This is a genomic window from Flavobacterium sp. AK-345 (assembly GCF_058310175.1).
The window spans coordinates 1-19,241 of sequence record NZ_JBZEER010000019.1 but is presented as its reverse complement, the minus strand read 5'-3'; the positions used below and the strand labels follow the sequence as shown (position 1 = coordinate 19,241).

18 protein-coding genes are annotated in these 19,241 nt (G+C 30.9%); 7 read left to right on the top strand and 11 right to left on the bottom strand.

What is annotated here, in order from left to right; translation table 11 throughout:
* Nucleotides 1–76: 76 nt before the first annotated feature.
* The 7 genes from AC4FQ3_RS21815 to AC4FQ3_RS21785 all read left to right on the top strand — a co-directional run bounded on the left by AC4FQ3_RS21815 (nucleotide 77) and on the right by AC4FQ3_RS21785 (nucleotide 7,113).
* Nucleotides 77–1,030, top strand: coding sequence for an acetyl-CoA carboxylase carboxyltransferase subunit alpha (locus AC4FQ3_RS21815; protein ID WP_042567357.1), 954 nt, complete (start codon nucleotides 77–79; stop codon nucleotides 1,028–1,030).
* A gap of 140 nt (nucleotides 1,031–1,170) precedes the next feature.
* The gene (dnaB, locus tag AC4FQ3_RS21810) at nucleotides 1,171–2,715 is read left to right on the top strand and encodes a replicative DNA helicase (RefSeq protein WP_042567358.1); all 1,545 of its coding nucleotides are present in this window, start codon (nucleotides 1,171–1,173) and stop codon (nucleotides 2,713–2,715) included.
* Nucleotides 2,716–2,911: 196 nt separating this feature from the next.
* Nucleotides 2,912–3,262 carry a hypothetical protein gene (locus AC4FQ3_RS21805; protein WP_491183275.1) on the top strand — a complete coding sequence of 117 codons (351 nt, stop codon included), beginning with the start codon at nucleotides 2,912–2,914 and terminating at the stop codon, nucleotides 3,260–3,262.
* A 183-nt stretch (nucleotides 3,263–3,445) separates the two neighbouring features.
* Nucleotides 3,446–3,913, top strand: a complete 468-nt coding sequence (locus AC4FQ3_RS21800) for a hypothetical protein (protein WP_491183274.1) — start codon at nucleotides 3,446–3,448, stop codon at nucleotides 3,911–3,913.
* A gap of 27 nt (nucleotides 3,914–3,940) precedes the next feature.
* Nucleotides 3,941–4,732 carry a sensor histidine kinase gene (locus tag AC4FQ3_RS21795; RefSeq protein ID WP_491183273.1) on the top strand — a complete coding sequence of 264 codons (792 nt, stop codon included), beginning with the start codon at nucleotides 3,941–3,943 and terminating at the stop codon, nucleotides 4,730–4,732.
* Nucleotides 4,733–4,845: 113 nt separating this feature from the next.
* A complete protein-coding gene (locus AC4FQ3_RS21790) occupies nucleotides 4,846–5,511 on the top strand; it encodes a response regulator transcription factor (protein WP_042567362.1) in 666 nt (221 codons plus the stop codon).
* Nucleotides 5,512–5,853: 342 nt separating this feature from the next.
* Nucleotides 5,854–7,113 carry a hypothetical protein gene (locus tag AC4FQ3_RS21785; RefSeq protein ID WP_042567363.1) on the top strand — a complete coding sequence of 420 codons (1,260 nt, stop codon included), beginning with the start codon at nucleotides 5,854–5,856 and terminating at the stop codon, nucleotides 7,111–7,113.
* Here AC4FQ3_RS21785 and AC4FQ3_RS21780 read toward each other — a convergent pair whose 3' ends face one another.
* The 11 genes from AC4FQ3_RS21780 to thrS form a co-directional block, all read right to left on the bottom strand.
* Nucleotides 7,114–7,917 carry an endonuclease/exonuclease/phosphatase family protein gene (locus AC4FQ3_RS21780; protein ID WP_491183272.1) on the bottom strand — a complete coding sequence of 268 codons (804 nt, stop codon included), beginning with the start codon at nucleotides 7,915–7,917 and terminating at the stop codon, nucleotides 7,114–7,116.
* A gap of 421 nt (nucleotides 7,918–8,338) precedes the next feature.
* Complete coding sequence (locus AC4FQ3_RS21775; RefSeq protein WP_042567366.1) at nucleotides 8,339–9,007, bottom strand: DNA-binding transcriptional response regulator; 669 nt, start codon at nucleotides 9,005–9,007, stop codon at nucleotides 8,339–8,341.
* 9 nt (nucleotides 9,008–9,016) lie between these two features.
* A complete protein-coding gene (locus AC4FQ3_RS21770) occupies nucleotides 9,017–10,792 on the bottom strand; it encodes a tetratricopeptide repeat-containing sensor histidine kinase (RefSeq protein ID WP_491183271.1) in 1,776 nt (591 codons plus the stop codon).
* A gap of 2 nt (nucleotides 10,793–10,794) precedes the next feature.
* Nucleotides 10,795–12,564 carry a tetratricopeptide repeat-containing sensor histidine kinase gene (locus tag AC4FQ3_RS21765; protein ID WP_491183270.1) on the bottom strand — a complete coding sequence of 590 codons (1,770 nt, stop codon included), beginning with the start codon at nucleotides 12,562–12,564 and terminating at the stop codon, nucleotides 10,795–10,797.
* On the bottom strand, nucleotides 12,564–14,168 hold the full coding sequence (locus AC4FQ3_RS21760) for an ATP-binding protein (RefSeq protein WP_491183269.1): 1,605 nt from the start codon (nucleotides 14,166–14,168) through the stop codon (nucleotides 12,564–12,566). Before AC4FQ3_RS21760 ends, AC4FQ3_RS21765 begins: the two co-directional genes overlap by 1 nt.
* A gap of 292 nt (nucleotides 14,169–14,460) precedes the next feature.
* A complete protein-coding gene (locus tag AC4FQ3_RS21755; RefSeq protein ID WP_491183268.1) occupies nucleotides 14,461–14,895 on the bottom strand; it encodes a carboxymuconolactone decarboxylase family protein in 435 nt (144 codons plus the stop codon).
* Nucleotides 14,896–14,969: 74 nt separating this feature from the next.
* A complete protein-coding gene (locus tag AC4FQ3_RS21750; RefSeq protein WP_491183267.1) occupies nucleotides 14,970–15,542 on the bottom strand; it encodes a Crp/Fnr family transcriptional regulator in 573 nt (190 codons plus the stop codon).
* 142 nt (nucleotides 15,543–15,684) lie between these two features.
* Nucleotides 15,685–16,029: a 50S ribosomal protein L20 gene (rplT, locus tag AC4FQ3_RS21745; RefSeq protein ID WP_017498429.1), complete on the bottom strand. Its 345-nt coding sequence runs from the start codon at nucleotides 16,027–16,029 to the stop codon at nucleotides 15,685–15,687.
* Between the two features lie 101 nt (nucleotides 16,030–16,130).
* The gene (gene rpmI / locus AC4FQ3_RS21740; protein ID WP_007810722.1) at nucleotides 16,131–16,328 is read right to left on the bottom strand and encodes a 50S ribosomal protein L35; all 198 of its coding nucleotides are present in this window, start codon (nucleotides 16,326–16,328) and stop codon (nucleotides 16,131–16,133) included.
* 92 nt (nucleotides 16,329–16,420) lie between these two features.
* Nucleotides 16,421–16,972 carry a translation initiation factor IF-3 gene (gene infC, locus AC4FQ3_RS21735; protein WP_072974136.1) on the bottom strand — a complete coding sequence of 184 codons (552 nt, stop codon included), beginning with the start codon at nucleotides 16,970–16,972 and terminating at the stop codon, nucleotides 16,421–16,423.
* A 22-nt stretch (nucleotides 16,973–16,994) separates the two neighbouring features.
* On the bottom strand, nucleotides 16,995–18,941 hold the full coding sequence (thrS, locus tag AC4FQ3_RS21730; RefSeq protein ID WP_042567370.1) for a threonine--tRNA ligase: 1,947 nt from the start codon (nucleotides 18,939–18,941) through the stop codon (nucleotides 16,995–16,997).
* Nucleotides 18,942–19,241 lie beyond the last annotated feature (300 nt).

The following is a 19,241-nucleotide window of genomic DNA, read 5'->3' as shown; positions in this document are numbered from 1 at the left end:
AAACACGAATTAATCATACGAATAGTATAATATTTTTATATTTGCGGTTCGATTTACAAACAAAATTCAAAAATCCATGGAATATTTAGATTTTGAGCTTCCAATAAAAGAACTTGAAGAGCAGTTAGAAAAGTGTGTTATAATTGGGAAAGAATCTGACGTTGATGTAACACCAACTTGCAAGGAAATCAACAAAAAATTAGAACAAACAAAAAAAGACATATATAAAAACCTTACAGCCTGGCAAAGAGTCCAGCTGTCAAGACATCCTAACAGGCCTTACACTTTAGATTATATCAGAGCAATTTGCGGTGATACTTTTTTAGAACTTCATGGAGACAGAGGTTTCAAAGATGATAAAGCGATGGTTGGTGGTTTAGGAAAAGTAAACGGACAGTCGTTTATGATCGTAGGTCAGCAAAAAGGTTATAATACCAAAACACGTCAGTACCGTAATTTTGGTATGGCAAATCCTGAAGGATATCGTAAAGCTTTGCGTTTGATGAAAATGGCAGAGAAATTCGGAATTCCGGTTTTAACTCTTGTAGATACTCCAGGTGCATATCCAGGACTTGAAGCTGAAGAAAGAGGGCAGGGAGAAGCTATTGCCAGAAATATTTTTGAAATGGTTCGTTTAAAAGTGCCAATCATTACCATTATTGTTGGTGAAGGTGCTTCTGGTGGAGCTTTAGGAATAGGTGTTGGTGATAAAGTATATATGTTAGAAAATACTTGGTACTCTGTAATTTCTCCAGAATCATGTTCTTCTATTTTATGGAAAAGCTGGGAATACAAAGAACGTGCAGCTGATGCTTTAAAATTGACATCATCTGACATGAAAAAACAAAAATTAGTTGATGATGTAATTCCTGAACCACTAGGTGGAGCGCATTATGACAGAGAAACTACTTTTAAAACAGTAGCCGAATATATTACAAAAGGATATAACGAATTGAAAGACTTATCAACAGCCGACTTAATTGCTCAGAGAATGGACAAATATAGTAATATGGGCGAGTACAAGGAGTAAATTCTTACAATAATATTTAAAATCCGAAGCCCTACAGTTTCGGATTTTTTTTTGGTTATCAACAAAAAAAACTTATTTATAAACAATTAATAGTTATAACTCGATAGCAATTTTTTTTTAAATTTTGTTACTTTCGCTATATGGAAAATTTCAAGAACATAAACCCTGTAAAGGTAGATAAAACCACCATTATTAATTTAGAAAAAGGAAAGTTACCGCCACAAGTGCTTGAATTAGAGGAGGCTGTGCTTGGTGCAATGATGATTGATAAAAAAGGTGTGGATGATGTAATTGATATTTTGCAACCGGATGCGTTTTATAAGGATGCACACAAATATATTTTTGAAGCGATTGTGCAGCTTTTTACTGAAACGCAGCCGATTGACTTATTAACCGTTTCGGCTCAGCTGAAAAAAAATGGAAAATTGGAAGTTGCAGGGGGAGATTTTTATTTAATTCAGCTTACGCAAAAAATTGCCTCTTCGGCGCATATTGAATTTCACTCACGTATCATACTTCAAAAGTTTATTCAGCGAAGTTTGATTCGAATTTCTTCTGAAATTATCGAAGCCTCTTATGATGAAACAGCAGATGTATTTGATTTACTGGATCAGGCTGAATCAAAATTATATGAAGTAACACAAGGAAACATCAAAAGAAGTTCTGAAACAGCGCAAAGTTTAGTTTTACAGGCAAAGAAACGTATTGAAGAAATTGCCGGAAAAGAAGGATTGAGTGGAGTTGAAACCGGTTTTACTAATTTAGATAAACTGACTTCGGGATGGCAGCCAAGTGATTTAATTATTATAGCGGCCAGACCAGCGATGGGAAAAACCGCATTTGTACTTTCAATGGCTAGAAATATTGCCATTGAGTTTGGGCATGGAGTGGCATTATTTTCTTTAGAGATGGCCTCGGTTCAGTTGATAACAAGGTTGATTTCATCAGAAACGGGACTATCATCGGAGAAATTACGTACCGGTAAATTAGAGCCCCACGAATGGGAAATGTTAAGTACTAAAGTAAAAAACTTAGAAAAAGCGCCATTGTATATTGACGATACCCCGTCGCTTTCTATTTTTGATTTAAGAGCAAAATGTCGTCGTTTGGTTTCACAGCATAATATCAAAATTGTCATTGTTGATTATTTGCAATTGATGACTGCAGGAGGAAATGGTAAAGGAGGAGGAAATCGTGAACAGGAAATTTCTACAATTTCCCGAAACTTAAAAGCTTTGGCAAAGGAGCTAAACGTTCCGGTAATTGCACTTTCGCAGTTATCTCGTGCCGTTGAAACGCGTGGTTCAAGTAAGCGTCCGTTGCTATCGGATCTTCGTGAATCTGGAGCAATTGAACAGGATGCCGATATTGTTTCATTTTTATATCGACCAGAATATTACAAAATTGACGAATGGGATGATGATGAGGCTTCCCCAACTGCTGGTCAGGCAGAAATAATGATTGCCAAACACCGTAATGGTGGTATCGAAAATGTTCGTTTGAAATTTATTGGACACCTTGGAAAATTCGATAATCTTGATGATTTTTCAGGTAGTTATGACGATTTACCATCAAAAATGAATCATGATGATAACCCGTTTATCACTAAAAATCTGCCTTCAGCAAATGAAGCATTCGGGAGTAATCTGAATGATGACGATGATGACAGCGATGTGCCGTTTTAATTTTAAAATATAAAAGAAAAATCTTCAGGAGTTTTTAACCCCTGAAGATTTTTTTTTGCAAATAATTTAGATTTTTAGTACACTATTTTGCACAAATAATATTTCTTAGATAAGAATTAATTCGGTAGATTAGCCAAACTATTAACAAACCAATTGATTAAATCTAATATTATTAACTAATTTAAAATTGTAAATTATGAGCGAAGAAACCTTTCCCGGACCAATTCAAATTCCATTAGCTACAGCTAAAGAATGGGAAAAGAGATACCAGGATGACACCACCGTTGAAGACCCTAAAGACAAAGTCAAATCTTATTTAATTCCACGTGAAAGTTTAGAATTTGTATTGCAGCTTGATGCAGATGCAGTTCGCGCTTACATAGGTATTAATGACCAGGGAGAAAAGACATTGCTTTTTGTTGGAGCAAAATTTGATAAGGAAACAGGTCAATATATTGATGTCTACGGACCTCCTACAAGCCAACAAAATAGATCGGCTGCCGAAGAGATTGTTTATGATGGTGTAAGATCTTGCCCTCCATATTGATTTTTAAATTATATTAAAGTGGATGATTTTTTAATTTATTCAGGATATTTAATTTTATTATTAAATCTAATACTATATTCATATAGCTTTTTCCGTAAGGGAAAAGCTAATGTTTTTTTTGTTGCTTATTTGGCCTTTGCCTTTTTAATGCAGTTTTCGATGGAGGTAATGTATTTCTTAAGAATGAAGAATCAATTTGTTATCAATATGTTTTTTGCAGGACAAATGATACTATTAGGGTTGTTCTATAATTCATTATTGCAGATAAAGAATCAAAAAATATTTGTTAAAACTACATTAGCAGTTTCATTATTAATTTTGGGATTCCAATTGGTTTTAGATCCTTACCAGTTTGTAAAACTTAATTTATTCGAAATTATTTTAACCTCTTTACTGCTGGTTGTTTATGCTTTGATTCACTTATATAATATGCTTACGGATAATAAAAAATACTATTATATCAGTTTTGGTTTTGTAATGTATTTATTGTCAAGTACAGTTTTGTTTTTAGTTGGAAACCTTTCATCAGGACTTAGCGATGATGTGAAATTTTTAACCTGGATATTTAATGCATTTTTAATTTTGGTATTGCAATTCTTTATTTTATACGAGTGGATAAAAAGTTTTTCAGCCAAAGCTTCATTAGTTTAATCACAACTCTGTAATAAAAATTTTGCTATGAATGCTAGTACAATTCCAGAAAAAGAACTTGTTGCGGTTATTTTATATATTTCTCTTTTCTTTATAATTGTTGCTATTATATTGATAGTATTTTTCTATTTCTCAAGAAAAAAAATAATTCAGAAAGAACTCGAAAAAAAAGATTTAGTATTACAATATCAAAAAGAGCAGCTTCACGCTATTATTCTAACACAGGAAGAAGAACGCAAAAGAATTGCTCAGGATCTACATGATGATATTAGTTCAAAATTAAATATAGTATCATTGAATAGTCATTTATTAACTTCTCCAAATTTAACAGAAGCTGAAACTATTGAAATCACAGAAAATATAATTGCTCTAACTACAAAAGCTTTAGAGAATTCCAGAAAAATTGCCCACAATTTATTGCCCCCCGTTTTCGAAAAATTTGGATTAAATGCCGGTGTTGAAGAATTATGTGAGGAATTTGAAAGCAGTAAAGCCGTAAAAATTTATTACAAAAATGAAATTGATTTTGATGAAAATGAAATTGATCGTCATTTACATGTTTTTAGAATTTTACAGGAATTGATGAATAATTCGTTGCGACACGGAAAAGCAACCGAAATTTGGATAGCTTTTAAGATTATAGACGAAATAAATACTTGTCACTATGAAGATAACGGCGTCGGTTTTGATTCTCAAAATATTGAAAATCAAAAAGGACTAGGTATGAAAAATATTGATAGCAGAATTTCTTTTTTGAATGGAACAATTAAAATAAATTCTGAAATTAACCATGGTATTGCGGTAATGTTTACTTTTTAAAGCTCTTTTAAGATTAATAGTTGTATTTGATCAATAAAATAGATTGCTTTTTCTCATTTTGTAAAGCATATTTTGTAATTTCGAAATTCCAAAGAACCAAATACATAAATAAAATGAGCAGCATTGTAAAAATTGCTTTAGTCGATGACGAAGTTTTATTTCGGAAGGGAATTGCTTTTTTATTGCAAAAAGAAGATAATTTTGAAATTATTTTTGAGGCTTCAAACGGAGAAGAGCTTATTTCCAAATTAAATAGCAGCGAATCAAAGCCCGATATTATTATAATGGATTTGAAAATGCCTGTTTTAAATGGTGTTGAGGCCACAAAAATTATTCGCAAATCTTATCCTGATATCAAAATAATTGCGCTAACCAGTTATGACACAAAATCATTTGTAGCAAATATGATACAGGTTGGTGCTGTTGCTTATTTGATAAAAAATACAACCCCCAAAGATTTAATTCATACCGTTAATGAAGTAGCAAAAAAAGGGTTTTATTACAGCCAAATAGTTTTAAAAACAATTCAGGAAACTATTGTTTCATCTAAAAACTCAAAAGGAAATTTAGAAACCGGTTTTCTTTCACCTCGTGAAATAGAAATTCTTCAACTTATCTGTCTGCAAAAAACAACCACAGAAATAGCAGATCATCTTTTTTTAAGTCCGAGAACTGTTGAAGGGCACCGCAATAATCTGCTGCTTAAAACTGAATCCAGAAATATTGCAGGATTAGTGGTTTATGCGATTCAAAACGAAATAGCAGTTTTAACAATATAAATTTTAGCTGGTTAAGAATTGAATTGACAATACATAATAAACAATTATTATCATTATTAGGGCGCAAATACCTATTTTCTGTAATATGCTTAATCCTTTTGGTTGGTTTTTACTGCCATTAAATTTCATTGTTAAATTTTTCACTGATTCATTAATCGATTATTTCTATAAACAAATTTAAATAGAAACTATATTTTCATAATACGTGTTTATACCTGATTTTGCATTATAAATTTTTAATTTCAAAATTATTTTAACTTCATAGTTGCTTAGTTTAGTAAATTACCCTAAGCTATTGTGTTTTTTAATTCTTCCTTTATATCTTTACTAAAATAATTTATAATGCATAAAAGTTTAGCTTACATATTTATATTTCTTTTTTCTTTGACTGTTAAAGCTTCATTTCTTCTACTTCCAATGGATGAAACAACACAGCAAAATCATCTTAAAGCATATGGAATTACATACTGGTGCTTAAGTAAAGATTACAAAGCCAGCTGGTTGCTAAATTATAGAGGCGGCTCTTTTTTGCTTCCTGATGTTGAAGAAATCCGAAAAGAATGTCAAATTCGTGGAGTAAGCTTTGAAGTGCTTTCAGATAGTGAAGAAGCTTCGATTTTAAATGAAATTTCCAGTCCTTCTCAAAATATGGAATCTGTGATTCTTGAAAAAGCACCAAAAATAGCTGTTTATACACCAAAAGGTAAACAACCCTGGGATGATGCGGTGACATTGGTTTTAACATACGCCGAAATACCCTTTACACCAATTTATGATGAGGAAGTTTTAAGTGATCAATTACTGCTATATGATTGGCTGCACCTGCATCATGAAGATTTTACAGGACAATATGGAAAATTTTATGCTGCGTACAAAAACACACCTTGGTATATTGATCAAAAAAAGGATGCAGAGGCTTTAGCGGCAAAATTAGGATATTCGAAAGTATCCCAGGAAAAAGGAGCTGTGGCAAAAAAAATAAGAGATTTTGTTATTGGCGGCGGATTTATGTTTGCAATGTGTTCTGCAACAGATAGTTTTGATATTGCGCTAGCTGCTGATGGTGTAGATATTTGCGAGGCAATGTTTGACGGGGATGCAAGCGAACCAAATTATCAATCGAAATTGAATTTTGGAAATTCGTTTGCTTTTAAAAATTTCACATTAGAGAGACGTCCCGAGCAATATGAGTTTTCAGATATTGATATGACTTTAAAACGCAGAATTCCAATGGAAAAAGATTATTTTTCTTTGATGGAATTTTCAGCAAAATGGGATCCGATCCCGAGTATGTTATGCCAAAATCATACACAATTAGTTAAAGGATTTATGGGGCAAACTACTTCTTTTGATTCTGCTTTAGTAAAATCAAATGTTTTAGTAATGGGTACCTGCGAATTAAATGGAGAAGCAAGATACATTCATGGGGAAAAAGGAAAAGGAATGTTTACTTTTTTTGGAGGCCATGATCCCGAAGATTTTCAACATCAGGTTGGTGATCCGCCAACGGTATTAGATTTACACCCTAATTCGCCAGGTTACAGACTAATACTTAATAATGTATTATTTCCTGCAGCCAGAAAGAAAAAGTTGAAAACGTAACTAGTTTAAGGAAAATTCAAACCAAATCGGAATATGATCTGATATTTTTCGGGCTTCTTGTAAGGAATCAAACGTTTTGTAAAATGGAATTATGCCAGAGTTAATATATTTTAAATTATTTTTCTTATAAAAAATATTGTCAAACTCAGATGCCAGACAAATATTATCTTTGCATTCTTGTTTTAATGTTGTCTTTTGTTTTTCTAAAATAGGAGTGAACCCCATTTTTTTCAATGGATTAAAAACAGTATGTGATTCCGGACAATTAAAATCCCCAATAAAAACCAATTTTAGGTTTGGATATTGTTGCGGTAGAAATTTAAAATATTTAATTTCTTTTTCAGGCTGTTTCTTTTTGGTAATAGCATGAAAATTAACTAAGGTAAGTGTTTTTTTGTCAATTATAAAAGTGGCAAAATAAGGTTCGCGGTCAATTTCTAAATTATATTTTTTTTCCAGCCAGGTATTGCCTTGAAGTTTTGCTTTTGATGTTTTCCAGATATAGGCATATCTTTCCTTTTTGTAACTGTCACCACTTGTAGGATTGCTAATGCTGTAGTCCCATTTTATTCCTTTTTCATTCAGAATTTCTGCCAGTTTTGCCACTGCCTGAGCACCTCCATAACCTGCTACAACTTCCTGAATTGCTATAATATCGTAGTTACGAATCGTATTGGCTATAATGTTTAACTCAGAATCTGTTTTTGATTTTCCAAAGTTTTCTAAATTCCAGGAAAGAATTTTTATCTGTGAAAATGAATGAAGTGTAAAGAATAAAATTAAAAGGATTAGACTGTTTTTCATGTAATGTTTAAAATATCAAATATAAACCATTTCCAGATTTAAGGATCAATCTGGTATTTTTAATTTTTTTGATACTTTAATTCAGCAGCTAATGTTTTTTATATCTATTCTTTAAAGCAGTTGATATAATTATTATTTGTAAAACTAAAAGCGCTGGTATGAAGATCATTTTCCAGTTAATTTCTAACCATCCTGTTTTTTCTGACACTAAAGCAAAGCTAATAGATAGGAATAGACAGAGTAACATTGTTTTCATTATAATTTTATTTTTTGTTGTATAAAATTTGGAAATAAATTTCCGGTATTGAATCTCATCTGAATCGATATCTGAATGTGGTTTCATTTTGTAGGTTAAGGGGTTTTAAGCAAACTTAAACCTATAAGTAACAATTTCCTTACGGGAAACCGTAAAACCATATAATTACACAAGACCAAAGTCTTTTGCAATTGCAATTAAATGAACATTATTGTTAGCCTTAAAGTAAATTTTTAATTTATTAATTCGTTTTTCCAGACTACTGGTTCCATTTGGGGCTATTGAACTTGCTTTGAATTCGCTGGAAATATTTTCTAATGTTAAGCCCTGAGCTAATAATTTTAAAATAGAAATGTCATAACTTTCTATTTCGATCAAAGTTTTATCATTGAAGCTAAAAGATAAATCCGATGAAAGAATTTTTTCTTCGTTTTGAAATGTCCTTTCTATTGCTTTTTTTAATTCGTTTATGCTATTTCTGCCTTTTGAAACATATGCATTAATTTTGAGATCATTAAATAATGATTTTATTCGGTATGATTTATCTTCAATCGAGAATACAATTTTTTTAAGTTTAGGCTGAACTGCATTAATAGCCTCTACTAAATCTTCTCCACAGGTTAAATTTACTTTGCGATGATCTGATTTAAAAGACAAATCGGTAATTAATAAATCGTATGGTTCATTATCATTTAATGCTTTTTTTATTTTCAAAATCCCATCGTCGCAATATTTTACATGATCAATTACAGGAACTTTTAGTTCTTCAAGTACTTGAATAACAGCTATGCTAATACTATCCAGATCTTCGGCAACTAAAACTTTTTTGTACATATTGATTGTTTATAAAGGGAACGAGAAACTTAATTTAAAACCTTTTTTATAATTTTTGTCAAAAGTAATGGTTCCATTTATAGTTTTTATACGGTTTTCCACATTTGCTAAACCATTTTTGAAAATTATCGAAGAATTTTCATTCCCGGTTCCGTTATCATTATAATCTACAAAGATGTTTTTATCCTTTATTTTAAAGGTAATGCTTATTAAAGTGGCGTTGCTATGTTTTTTCAGGTTATAAAATAATTCTTGTAAAACGCGGTAAAGAATTATTTTTTTGTTTTTTTGAATTTTATTCCATGAAATCAAATCAAATCCATTCAGTAAAATATGAATATTAGGCGTCTTAAACTCGGCAATCATTTCTCTTAAAGCAAAAGGATAATTTTCATCAGTAGCAATTTGGCTGTTTTCTTTAGAAATATTTCGTGTTCGGGAATACATAATTTCTAAATTATTTAATAATTGATCCTTGTTTGTATCAAGTTCCAAATCTTTATGCGTTACAAACTGAAGTGTTTCATGAACATCATTAGCGAGTTCGTCATGTAATTTTTTAGATATTCGCATTTCACTTTGATAAATTACCTCATTTGTTTCCTTTTTTTCTTTTGATTTTAAATGAAAATAAAAGAATGTAATGAATCCCAGAATAAATGCAATGATAATATAAGAGATAATATTTCGTTTTTTTTGTCTTTCCAACTGTAATTCATAGGTTATTTTTTGAGCTTTTAGCTTCAGGTTTTCATCTTTGTCTGTTTTCGAAATATATTTAATATTAGTAAATTGGTTTTTTGCACTTTGTCTTGCATTAGTAATACTATCAACAAGTTTTATATAAGCTAATGAATGTTGTTTCAAATCATTTCCATCACTATATTTAATTAATAGCGAGAGGGCAATAACTTTACTTTTTGGATTATTTACTTTTAATGCATGCTTGTATGCTTTATCTGCATAGACTCTGGATAAATTAGGATTGCTTTTTTCAAAAAATATAGAGAGATGTTTATATGTCAATACTAGGCCTTCTTGGGTTTCAGGTTTTAATCTAATTCTTAAGGCTTGATAAAAACAATCTAATGCTTTTTTAGTATTTCCCAGCTTATAATAACAATACCCTAGATTGTCTATTACAAAAGAATAAATATTATGATTTATTGCATCATATTTTGAAACGTTTTTTTGTGAGGCTAGTATAAGCAGTATTTTTTTAGCTTCTTTATATCTGCCTTGTTCCATATAAATAGCAACTAAATTATTTAAGGCAGTAAATTTCCTCCATGCACTGGTTTTTAGTGCTATAGCTTTTTTGAAGTATAAAATAGCATTGTAATTATCGTAATTATTGCTATATACAATTCCTAATAAATTATAGACAATCCATGAATATCTGGGATTTTTAATTTTTTTTAAGTAAGGCAATGCTTCCGTTGCATTTTCTTCACTAGCAATATAATTTCCTTGTTCTATTTGAAGTTCAGCGATACAGGATAATGCATAAACATAATCTATAGTATTTGTATTAGGATTGCAAAGTTTTTTAACTTTGTTAAAAACATAGATTGCACTATCACTTTTATAAGCATCAAAATATACATCGGCTATATCAGTAAGTCTTTTTATTTCTTTAGTATTATCCTTTTTTACATGTTTTAAAGGTTTTTTGCTTTTATAAGAATAAAATAAAATTACGCTCCCAATTAATAAGAGGGATAGAAATATCATGAGATATTTCAGGGCAGTTTTGTTTTGAAAGAAATAAAAAGTTTTTGTCATGATTATAATGGGAATTTAAAAAAGACTTTAAATCCTTTGTTTGGCTGCGAATCAATATTGATTTTTCCTTTTATTGCCAGAATTCTGTTTTCGATATTTTGAAGACCGTTTCTAAAAGTTACGTTGTTAAGATCACAACCTTTACCATTTTCAGTATAAGAAACAGTAACACTTTGATCTGTTTTTTTGAAAGTTATGCCAATTAAAGAAGCATCACTATGTTTTTTTGTGTTTACAAGTAGTTCCTGTAAAACCCTGTAAACAGTTATCTTTTTGTTCTTTTCAATTTCATTCCACGAAATAGTTTCCAGGCCGTTCAATATAAAGTTTATGTTTGGATCATTGAATTCCGAAATCATTTCCTTTAATGCAATACTATAGTTTTCATCTGTAATAATAGTACTGTTTTCCTTTGAAATATTTCTTGCTCGTGAATAAATGACTTGTAAATTATTTAATAGCTGGTCTTTATGTTCAATTAGTTCAATATCTCTATTTTGGGCAAAAGTCAGTGTTTGATAAACATCGTTTGCGAGTTCATCATGTAGTTTTCTTGATATTTGCATTTCACTTTTATAAATAGCTTCATTTTTATCTTTTTTTGATTTTGAAGTTAAATAGTAGTATAGAAATATAATTATTCCTAAAGCGAAAATTATAATTACCGAAGAAATTAAATTTCTGCTTTTCTGTTTTTCTATTTGTAATTCGTTTTCAGCTTTTTGAGATTTGAGTTGAAGGTTTTCTTTTCTATCTTTTTTTGAGTCATACTTAATATATGCAAATTGATTTTGAGCTTTTGACCTGTTTGTAATAAGACTGTCAATTATTTTGATATAAGCTAATGAATATTTTTTTAATTCATTTCCTTCCGTTTTTTGAATTAATAAGGCAAGACCATTAGCTTTAAATGTTGCATTATTTACCGCACATGCAGTTGTGTATGATTTTTGTGCATAAATTTTGGAAAGTTTTAAATTGCTTTTTTCATAAAATATGGCTAGATATCTATAAGTAGTCATTAATTCAAAATCCCGTTTATATTTAAGTTTTATTTTTAAACTCTCCGTAAGATATTTTAAAGCTTTTGGATTCCCGAGTTTATAATAACAAAATCCTAAATTATCTAATAACATTGCATAATGGTTAATGGTCCGAAGACTATCAGTATCATGTTTGATTTCTAGAGTATTTATTGGTTCTAATATTTGAACAGTTTTTTTATATTTTTCTTCTCCTATATAAATATTAGCAATGTCATTTAAAATTTCTGCTTTTTTAAAAGGCTTTTTTGCTAGTTTTAAGGCTTTTATGTGATAATTTATAGCACTTGTGTTGTCATATTTATTATAATAATTATAAGCTGTTATAGTGTAAACGTTATAAGTAAATTTGGGATTTTTTAATTTTTTTAAATATGGAAGTGTTTTAGTCAATGTTTCTTCACTGGCATTATAATTACTGGCATTTTGTTGAATCTCTGCTATTGAGATAAGGGAGTAAATATAGTCTTCTAAATAATCTAATTTTGGGTCACAAAGTTGTATTGCCTTATTGTAATAAAAATATGAACTGTCTGGTTTATTATCAAAAAGAAAATCTGCCTTTTGTATCAGCTTTTTGATTTCACTTGTTTTGTCTTTTCTCTTAATTTTTAATGGTGTTTTATTTTTATATGAATTTAAAATAACCAATAAAAGTATAGAAATAGTTATAAGAAGATATTTAAGAATCTTCTTATTTGCAAAAATGTAGAAAGCCTTTTTCATCATTACAAAGGAAATTCAAAAAAGACTTTAAATCCTTTATCAATAGCTGAATCAACATCAATTTTTCCTTTTATAGCAAGAATTCTGTTTTCTACATTATGAAGACCATTTCTAATTGTGATTTTATTCAGATCAATACCTTTTCCATTATCAGTATAAGTAACAATAACACTTTTATCAGTATTTTTAAAAGTAATGACCACTAGGGTCGCATCACTATGTTTTTTCATGTTTACAAGTAATTCCTGTAATACTCTGTAAACTGTTATTTTTTTATTTTTTTCAATTTCATTCCAATAAATCGTTTCTATGCCATTCAATAATATATTAATATTTGGAGTATTAAATCCGGCAATCATTTCTTTAAGGTAATAGATATATTCGTCTGTGGTAATAATTGGACTATTCTCTTTTGATATATCTCGCGTTCTTGAATATATTAAATCCAGATTTTTTAACAATTGATCTTTATTTTCCGCCAAAGAAAGGTTTTTATTTTCGGCGAAAGCCATTGTATGATAAATGTCGTTAGCAAGTTCATCATGAAGTTTCTTTGCAATGCGCGTTTCACTTTTATAAGTAGCTTCTATTTTTTCTCTGTTTCCTCGTGAAGTCAGATAGAAATAAAGTACCAGAATAAGACTTAAACTTAGTGCTATAATAATATATGAAATAATATTTCTATTCTTTTGCTTCTCTAATTGAAGCTCATTTTCGGCCTTATGTGTTTTAAGTTTTAGATTTTCGTCTTTCTCCTTCTTTGAATCATATTTGATTCTTGCAAATTGATTTTTAGCTTTTTGTCTTACTTCAAAAATACTGTCCACCAGATTAACATATATTATTGAGTACTTCTTTAATTCTTTATCCGAACTATTTGTCATTATTAGTTTTAAAGCAGACAATCTTTCATCAACATTATTTATAATACTAAACTTTTCATAGCTTAATAACATATATTTTTTTGCCAGCAAAGGATTGTCTTTTTCATAAAACTTTGCAAAGTGAATATAACTTTTTCCTAAATCAAAAGGTTTTTTTTCCTTTTGTCTTATTTCAAGGCTTTTATTAAAATAGTAAAGCGCCTTTTTAGAGTCATTTTTTTTAAAATAGCAGAAGCCAATATTATCCAAGACCTTACCCTGGAATTCATTATCGGCTAATACGTCTTTTTTTGTTATTAGTGAAAGAAAAATTTCAAGAGACTCATCGTATTTTCCCTCTTCAATTAATATAACAGCTATATTATTTTTTGCAGCTAATTTTCTCCATTCCTTTGTTTTTAATTGTAAAGCCTTTTGATTGTATAATATTGCGTTTTTATATTCGTAAGTATTTAAGTAATTTGTGCTCAGGGTTACATAAGAGTTCCATATCTGAGCTGTTTTTTTTACATACTTCAAATACGGAAGAGCTTCGGTAATTGTAGCTTCACTTCCGGCATAATCACCATGAATCTGCTGAATTTCGGCCATACAGTTTGACACAATAACATAATTGTCTGCATCTGTTATCGGATTACAAATAAACTTTGCTTTGTTATAATAATAAAAAGCGCTATCTAACTTATTATTATCATAAAACAGATTGTCCGCAATAGCAATCATCCTCTTAACTTCGGCTTTTGTGTCCTTAGGTTTAATAGGGGCGTCATTCTTTTTTTGACAGGATAAAAGAATCAAAAAACTAAATATAATATATAAAAACGACGGTATTCTTTGTGGTATCATGCGCCAAAAATATAGAATTATAAGTGTTGGGAACACGTATAAATACCTGTTTTTGAAAAATTTTCAAAATTAAGACATTGAGATTCTCATTTAGAGGCATATACAAACAAACCTTCACACAGGAAGGCTTGTAGTTGATCTGAATGTTGTAAAATTAATCTTTATAAAATTATACGGCTCTCCATCCCGTTGCTATTGCTAACCTGTTCCATGAATTAATTGTAATGATAATAATTATAATTTCAGCAAGATATTTTTCATCAAACAGGTTAGCGGCATTTTGATAAACTTCATCAGATACGTGATTACTAATCATTGTAATTTGTTCGGTTAATGCCAAAATTGCTTTTTCCTCTTCAGTATATACATCAGCTTCACGCCATGAACTTAACAGGTAAATACGTTTTTCTGTTTCGCCGTACTTTCTTGCGTCTGCGGTATGCATGTTAATACAAAAAGCGCAGCCATTAATTTGTGATGCACGAATTTTTATTAGCTCTTTGTGTGTTGTAGTGACTGATGTTTTTGCGTTGTATTTTTCTAAATTCATTAAGGCTTCATAAGCTTCAGGAGCAACTGTTGGAACAACGATTCTTGGTTTCATTTTATTATTTTTTAAAGTTTGATACAAAGGTCAGGCATCTCTTATTTAAAAAACTTGAACTACTTCAAGAAAACTTAGACTTTACCAGCTCTTATTTTGCTCATAAATTCTGCCAAAAAATCAAGGTAGGAGGCAATCATATATTGGGGAACACGTTGCACAAATTCCGGATGCAGATTATTGAAATGATGATACCTTTCTTCTGCCGACATGGTAAATAAAAATTTAATTCTCATTTGTGCAGCTCCAAATGATTTTTGAGATACAATTCGGAAATATCTTTCCAGTTTTGGAATTTCAATTAGAATTGCTTCTAATGTTGTTTTTTCAATGGCAACTACTGTTGAGTTTTCTACAGCCTGAATGTAAAAATGCGAAGGAATATGATTGTGATAGCTTAAATAATCGGTTATCCACCAATTCTCGATACCAAATTGAAGAGTTTGTTCTATGCCTTTAGAATTAATTATATATTGCCTCATACAGCCTTTTATAATGAAATAGATAGTATTGCAAAGCTGACCTTCTTGTAAAACGAGTTCTTTCTTTTTTATTTTGGAAATGCTTAAAGCAGCTTCTAAAATATCAATTTCTGATTGCTCGAGATTAATATGTTTTTGAATATGTTGTAAAAGTGAAGTATGCATCTAAAACTATTTTATGCAAATTTACTTATTAATTTAATTTTGAAACAATGAATCTCTGGAAACATCATAAAACAAAAAACCATCCTGAATAGGATGGTTTTTCTATGATAAGTAAGTAATCTAAATTGAGTTTATAAAACGTTTATTTTACTTTATTAAGTATTGCTTTGAAAGCTTCTGGGTGATTCATAGCTAAATCTGCAAGAACTTTACGGTTCAATTCGATTCCGTTAGCTTTAACTTTCCCCATGAATTGAGAATAAGACATTCCTTCTAATCTAGCTCCAGCGTTGATACGTTGAATCCATAAAGCACGGAAATTTCTTTTATTCTGTTTTCTGTCACGGTAAGCGTAGCTCATCGCTTTCTCTACCGCGTTCTTAGCAACTGTCCAAACGTTTTTACGTCTACCAAAGAAACCTTTGGCTTGCTTCATTATTTTTTTTCTTCTTGCTCTTTTAGCAACTGAATTTACCGATCTTGGCATAATTTTAATGTGTTTTTGTAGCAGGCGTCCTGAATTAAATCAAAGGAACTTAAAGGCCATACTCCAAGGTTATATAAATAATTTTTTAACCTAAAGAATTATTAGATAATTCTTAATTGTTGTTTAATGCTTTTCATATCTGTAGAGTGAACTAGCGCTGAGTGAGTCAAAGCTAATTTACGTTTTTTAGATTTTTTAGTCAAGATGTGACTTTTAAAAGCATGCTTTCTTTTAATTTTTCCAGAACCAGTAACTTTAAAACGTTTCTTGGCGCTAGATTTTGTTTTCATTTTAGGCATTTTTCCTAGTGTTTTAATTTATTCTTACTTACTTATTTTATTTCAGATTAGCAGTTTCAAATTCAAGACTGAATACTGAAACTGCAAACTGATTACTTTTTCTTTTTCGGAGCAATGAACATAATCATTCTCTTACCTTCTAAAACCGGCATAGCTTCAACCTTACCGTGTTCTTCTAAATCTGTAGCCAAACGTAGTAATAAAATCTGTCCTTGATCTTTATAGATAATCGAACGTCCTTTAAAGAAAACGAATGCTTTTAATTTAGCACCTTCTTTAAGGAACTTCTCAGCATTTTTTCTTTTAAATTCATAATCATGCTCATCAGTCTGAGGACCAAAACGAATTTCTTTTACTACAACTTGCGTAGATTTAGCTTTTAATACCTTATCACGTTTCTTTTGTTCGTAAACAAATTTCTTGTAATCCATGATTTTACAAACCGGCGGCTCAGCGTTTGGCGAAATTTCAACCAAATCCAATTCGAATTGATCTGCTAAACGTAAAGCTTCTGCAAGCTTAAATACACCTGGTTCGATGTTCTCGCCTACTAGTCTTACTTCTTGTACACCACGAATATTATTATTTATTCTGTGTGCATCTTTTTTTTCTACTCGAGGTTGATAACCTCTGTTGCTTCTTATTGCTATGACTTTATAATTTAAGTTAAACTGTAAAAACTTTTAATGTCTTTTTTATTTCTTCGTTTACAATAGCGACAAATTCATCAATTGTAACTGTAATATTCCCTTTTCCTTCTTGACCGTGACGACGAATTGAAATAGTTCCGTTTTTCTCTTCTTCCTCACCAACAATCAGCATAAATGGTATTTTTTGCATTTCTGCATCTCTAATTTTCTTGCCAATTGTCTCGTTTCGGTTGTCAATTAGGGCGCGAATTTCGTGATTTTCTAGCAAATCTAAAACTTTTTTAGCATAAATTTCGTATTTCTCACTCAAAGACAATATTATAGCCTGTTCTGGCATAAGCCAAAGTGGGAAATTTCCTGCAGTATGTTCTAGTAAAATTGCGATAAATCGTTCCATAGAACCAAAAGGAGCTCTATGGATCATAACTGGACGATGTAATTCATTATCAGCACCTTTATAGGTTAATTCAAAACGCTCAGGCAAGTTATAATCAACCTGAATAGTTCCTAATTGCCATTGTCTTCCCAAAGCATCTTTTACCATAAAGTCAAGCTTCGGACCATAAAAAGCAGCCTCGCCATATTCTACTACAGTATTCAGTCCTTTGTCAGCCGCAGCGTTGATAATTGCATTTTCTGCTTTCTCCCAATTTTCATCAGAGCCAATGTATTTCTCTCTGTTTTCCTGATCTCTTAATGAAATTTGAGCAGTAAAGTTTTCAAAACCTAACGAACCGAATACATAAAGTACAAGATCGATAACTTTTTTGAACTCTTCATCTAATTGCTCCGGAGTACAAAAAATATGTGCATCATCCTGAGTAAATCCTCTTACACGAGTTAAACCGTGCAATTCACCAGATTGCTCATATCTATATACAGTACCAAATTCGGCATAACGCTTAGGTAAATCTTTATATGACCAAGGTCTTACATTATAGATTTCACAGTGATGAGGACAGTTCATAGGTTTCAATAAAAATTCTTCGCCTTCAGCAGGAGTATTTATAGGTTGAAAACTATCAGCACCATATTTAGCATAGTGACCAGAAGTTACATAAAGTTCTTTCTGACCAATATGTGGAGTAACTACTTGCTCGTATCCGGCTTTCTTTTGAGCTTTCTTTAAAAACTGTTCTAAACGATCTCTAAGCGCAGCACCTTTAGGTAGCCATAAAGGTAAACCTTGTCCAACTTTTTGAGAAAAAGCAAACAATTCAAGTTCCTTACCTAATTTACGGTGATCACGACGTTTTGCTTCTTCAAGAAGTTCAAGATATTCAGTTAGATCCTTTTGTTTAGGAAAAGAAGTTCCGTAAACACGAGTTAACTGTTTGTTTTTCTCGTCACCTCTCCAGTAAGCACCGGCAACGCTCATGATTTTAAAGGCTTTAATAATTCCGGTATTCGGAATATGTCCACCGCGACATAAATCAGTAAAAGTAGCATGATCACAAAAAGTGATAGTTCCGTCTTCAAGATTCGAAATCAATTCAGTCTTATAAACGTTATCCTTGTACATTGCTAAAGCGTCGGCCTTACTAACCGGACGCATTTTGAATTCGTGTTTTTCTCTTGAAATCTCAAGAACACGATCTTCTATTTTTTTAAAGTCAGCTTCTACAATTTTTTGATCTTCAAAATCAACATCATAATAAAACCCATTAGAAATTGCAGGTCCAAGAGTTAATTTAATTCCAGGATACAATTCCTCTAAGGCTTGAGCCATTACGTGGGAAGTTGAATGCCAGAAAGCTTTTTTGCCTTCCGCATCATTCCAGGTATATAAAATAAGACTACCGTCGGTCGTCAATGGAGTTTCGGTTTCAATTGTTGTACCATTAAAGGATGCTGAAATCACGTTTCTTGCAAATCCTTCACTAATGCTTTTAGCAACCTCCATCGGAGTTACGCCAGAAGCAAACTCTCTAATTGACCCGTCGGGTAAAGTAATCTTAATCATTGTTTATAATTTTGTGAATGCAAATATAACGCATTACTAAAATACATACAATATATATATGCATGTTTATACTATATATATGTAAGGAATAAATATTAACCTTAATCTAATGCTTTTCTCTACGTATATATAAGGTGAAAATTATACTATAATATATAAGTGTGATTTTGTCAGAGCGAAGTCGGAGTTCTTTTATTGGAATTTAGTTTTTAGAAGGAGCTGTTTCCCGCTGTTCCTTCCAATCTTTTGTGGTGAACCCCACCACAAAAGGATTTTCCCTCCCATCGGGGCTAGGGGAGT

Bases quoted from the DNA above. Each gene is read 5' to 3' on its own strand.
- AC4FQ3_RS21815 (WP_042567357.1), top strand. From the start codon at position 77: ATGGAATATTTAGATTTTGAGCTTCCAATAAAAGAACTTGAAGAGCAG.
- dnaB (WP_042567358.1), top strand. From the start codon at position 1,171: ATGGAAAATTTCAAGAACATAAACCCTGTAAAGGTAGATAAAACCACC.
- AC4FQ3_RS21805 (WP_491183275.1), top strand. From the start codon at position 2,912: ATGAGCGAAGAAACCTTTCCCGGACCAATTCAAATTCCATTAGCTACA.
- AC4FQ3_RS21800 (WP_491183274.1), top strand. From the start codon at position 3,446: ATGAAGAATCAATTTGTTATCAATATGTTTTTTGCAGGACAAATGATA.
- AC4FQ3_RS21795 (WP_491183273.1), top strand. From the start codon at position 3,941: ATGAATGCTAGTACAATTCCAGAAAAAGAACTTGTTGCGGTTATTTTA.
- AC4FQ3_RS21790 (WP_042567362.1), top strand. From the start codon at position 4,846: ATGAGCAGCATTGTAAAAATTGCTTTAGTCGATGACGAAGTTTTATTT.
- AC4FQ3_RS21785 (WP_042567363.1), top strand. From the start codon at position 5,854: ATGCATAAAAGTTTAGCTTACATATTTATATTTCTTTTTTCTTTGACT.
- AC4FQ3_RS21780 (WP_491183272.1), bottom strand. From the start codon at position 7,917: ATGAAAAACAGTCTAATCCTTTTAATTTTATTCTTTACACTTCATTCA.
- AC4FQ3_RS21775 (WP_042567366.1), bottom strand. From the start codon at position 9,007: ATGTACAAAAAAGTTTTAGTTGCCGAAGATCTGGATAGTATTAGCATA.
- AC4FQ3_RS21770 (WP_491183271.1), bottom strand. From the start codon at position 10,792: ATGACAAAAACTTTTTATTTCTTTCAAAACAAAACTGCCCTGAAATAT.
- AC4FQ3_RS21765 (WP_491183270.1), bottom strand. From the start codon at position 12,564: ATGATGAAAAAGGCTTTCTACATTTTTGCAAATAAGAAGATTCTTAAA.
- AC4FQ3_RS21760 (WP_491183269.1), bottom strand. From the start codon at position 14,168: ATGATTGCTATTGCGGACAATCTGTTTTATGATAATAATAAGTTAGAT.
- AC4FQ3_RS21755 (WP_491183268.1), bottom strand. From the start codon at position 14,895: ATGAAACCAAGAATCGTTGTTCCAACAGTTGCTCCTGAAGCTTATGAA.
- AC4FQ3_RS21750 (WP_491183267.1), bottom strand. From the start codon at position 15,542: ATGCATACTTCACTTTTACAACATATTCAAAAACATATTAATCTCGAG.
- rplT (WP_017498429.1), bottom strand. From the start codon at position 16,029: ATGCCAAGATCGGTAAATTCAGTTGCTAAAAGAGCAAGAAGAAAAAAA.
- rpmI (WP_007810722.1), bottom strand. From the start codon at position 16,328: ATGCCTAAAATGAAAACAAAATCTAGCGCCAAGAAACGTTTTAAAGTT.
- thrS (WP_042567370.1), bottom strand. From the start codon at position 18,941: ATGATTAAGATTACTTTACCCGACGGGTCAATTAGAGAGTTTGCTTCT.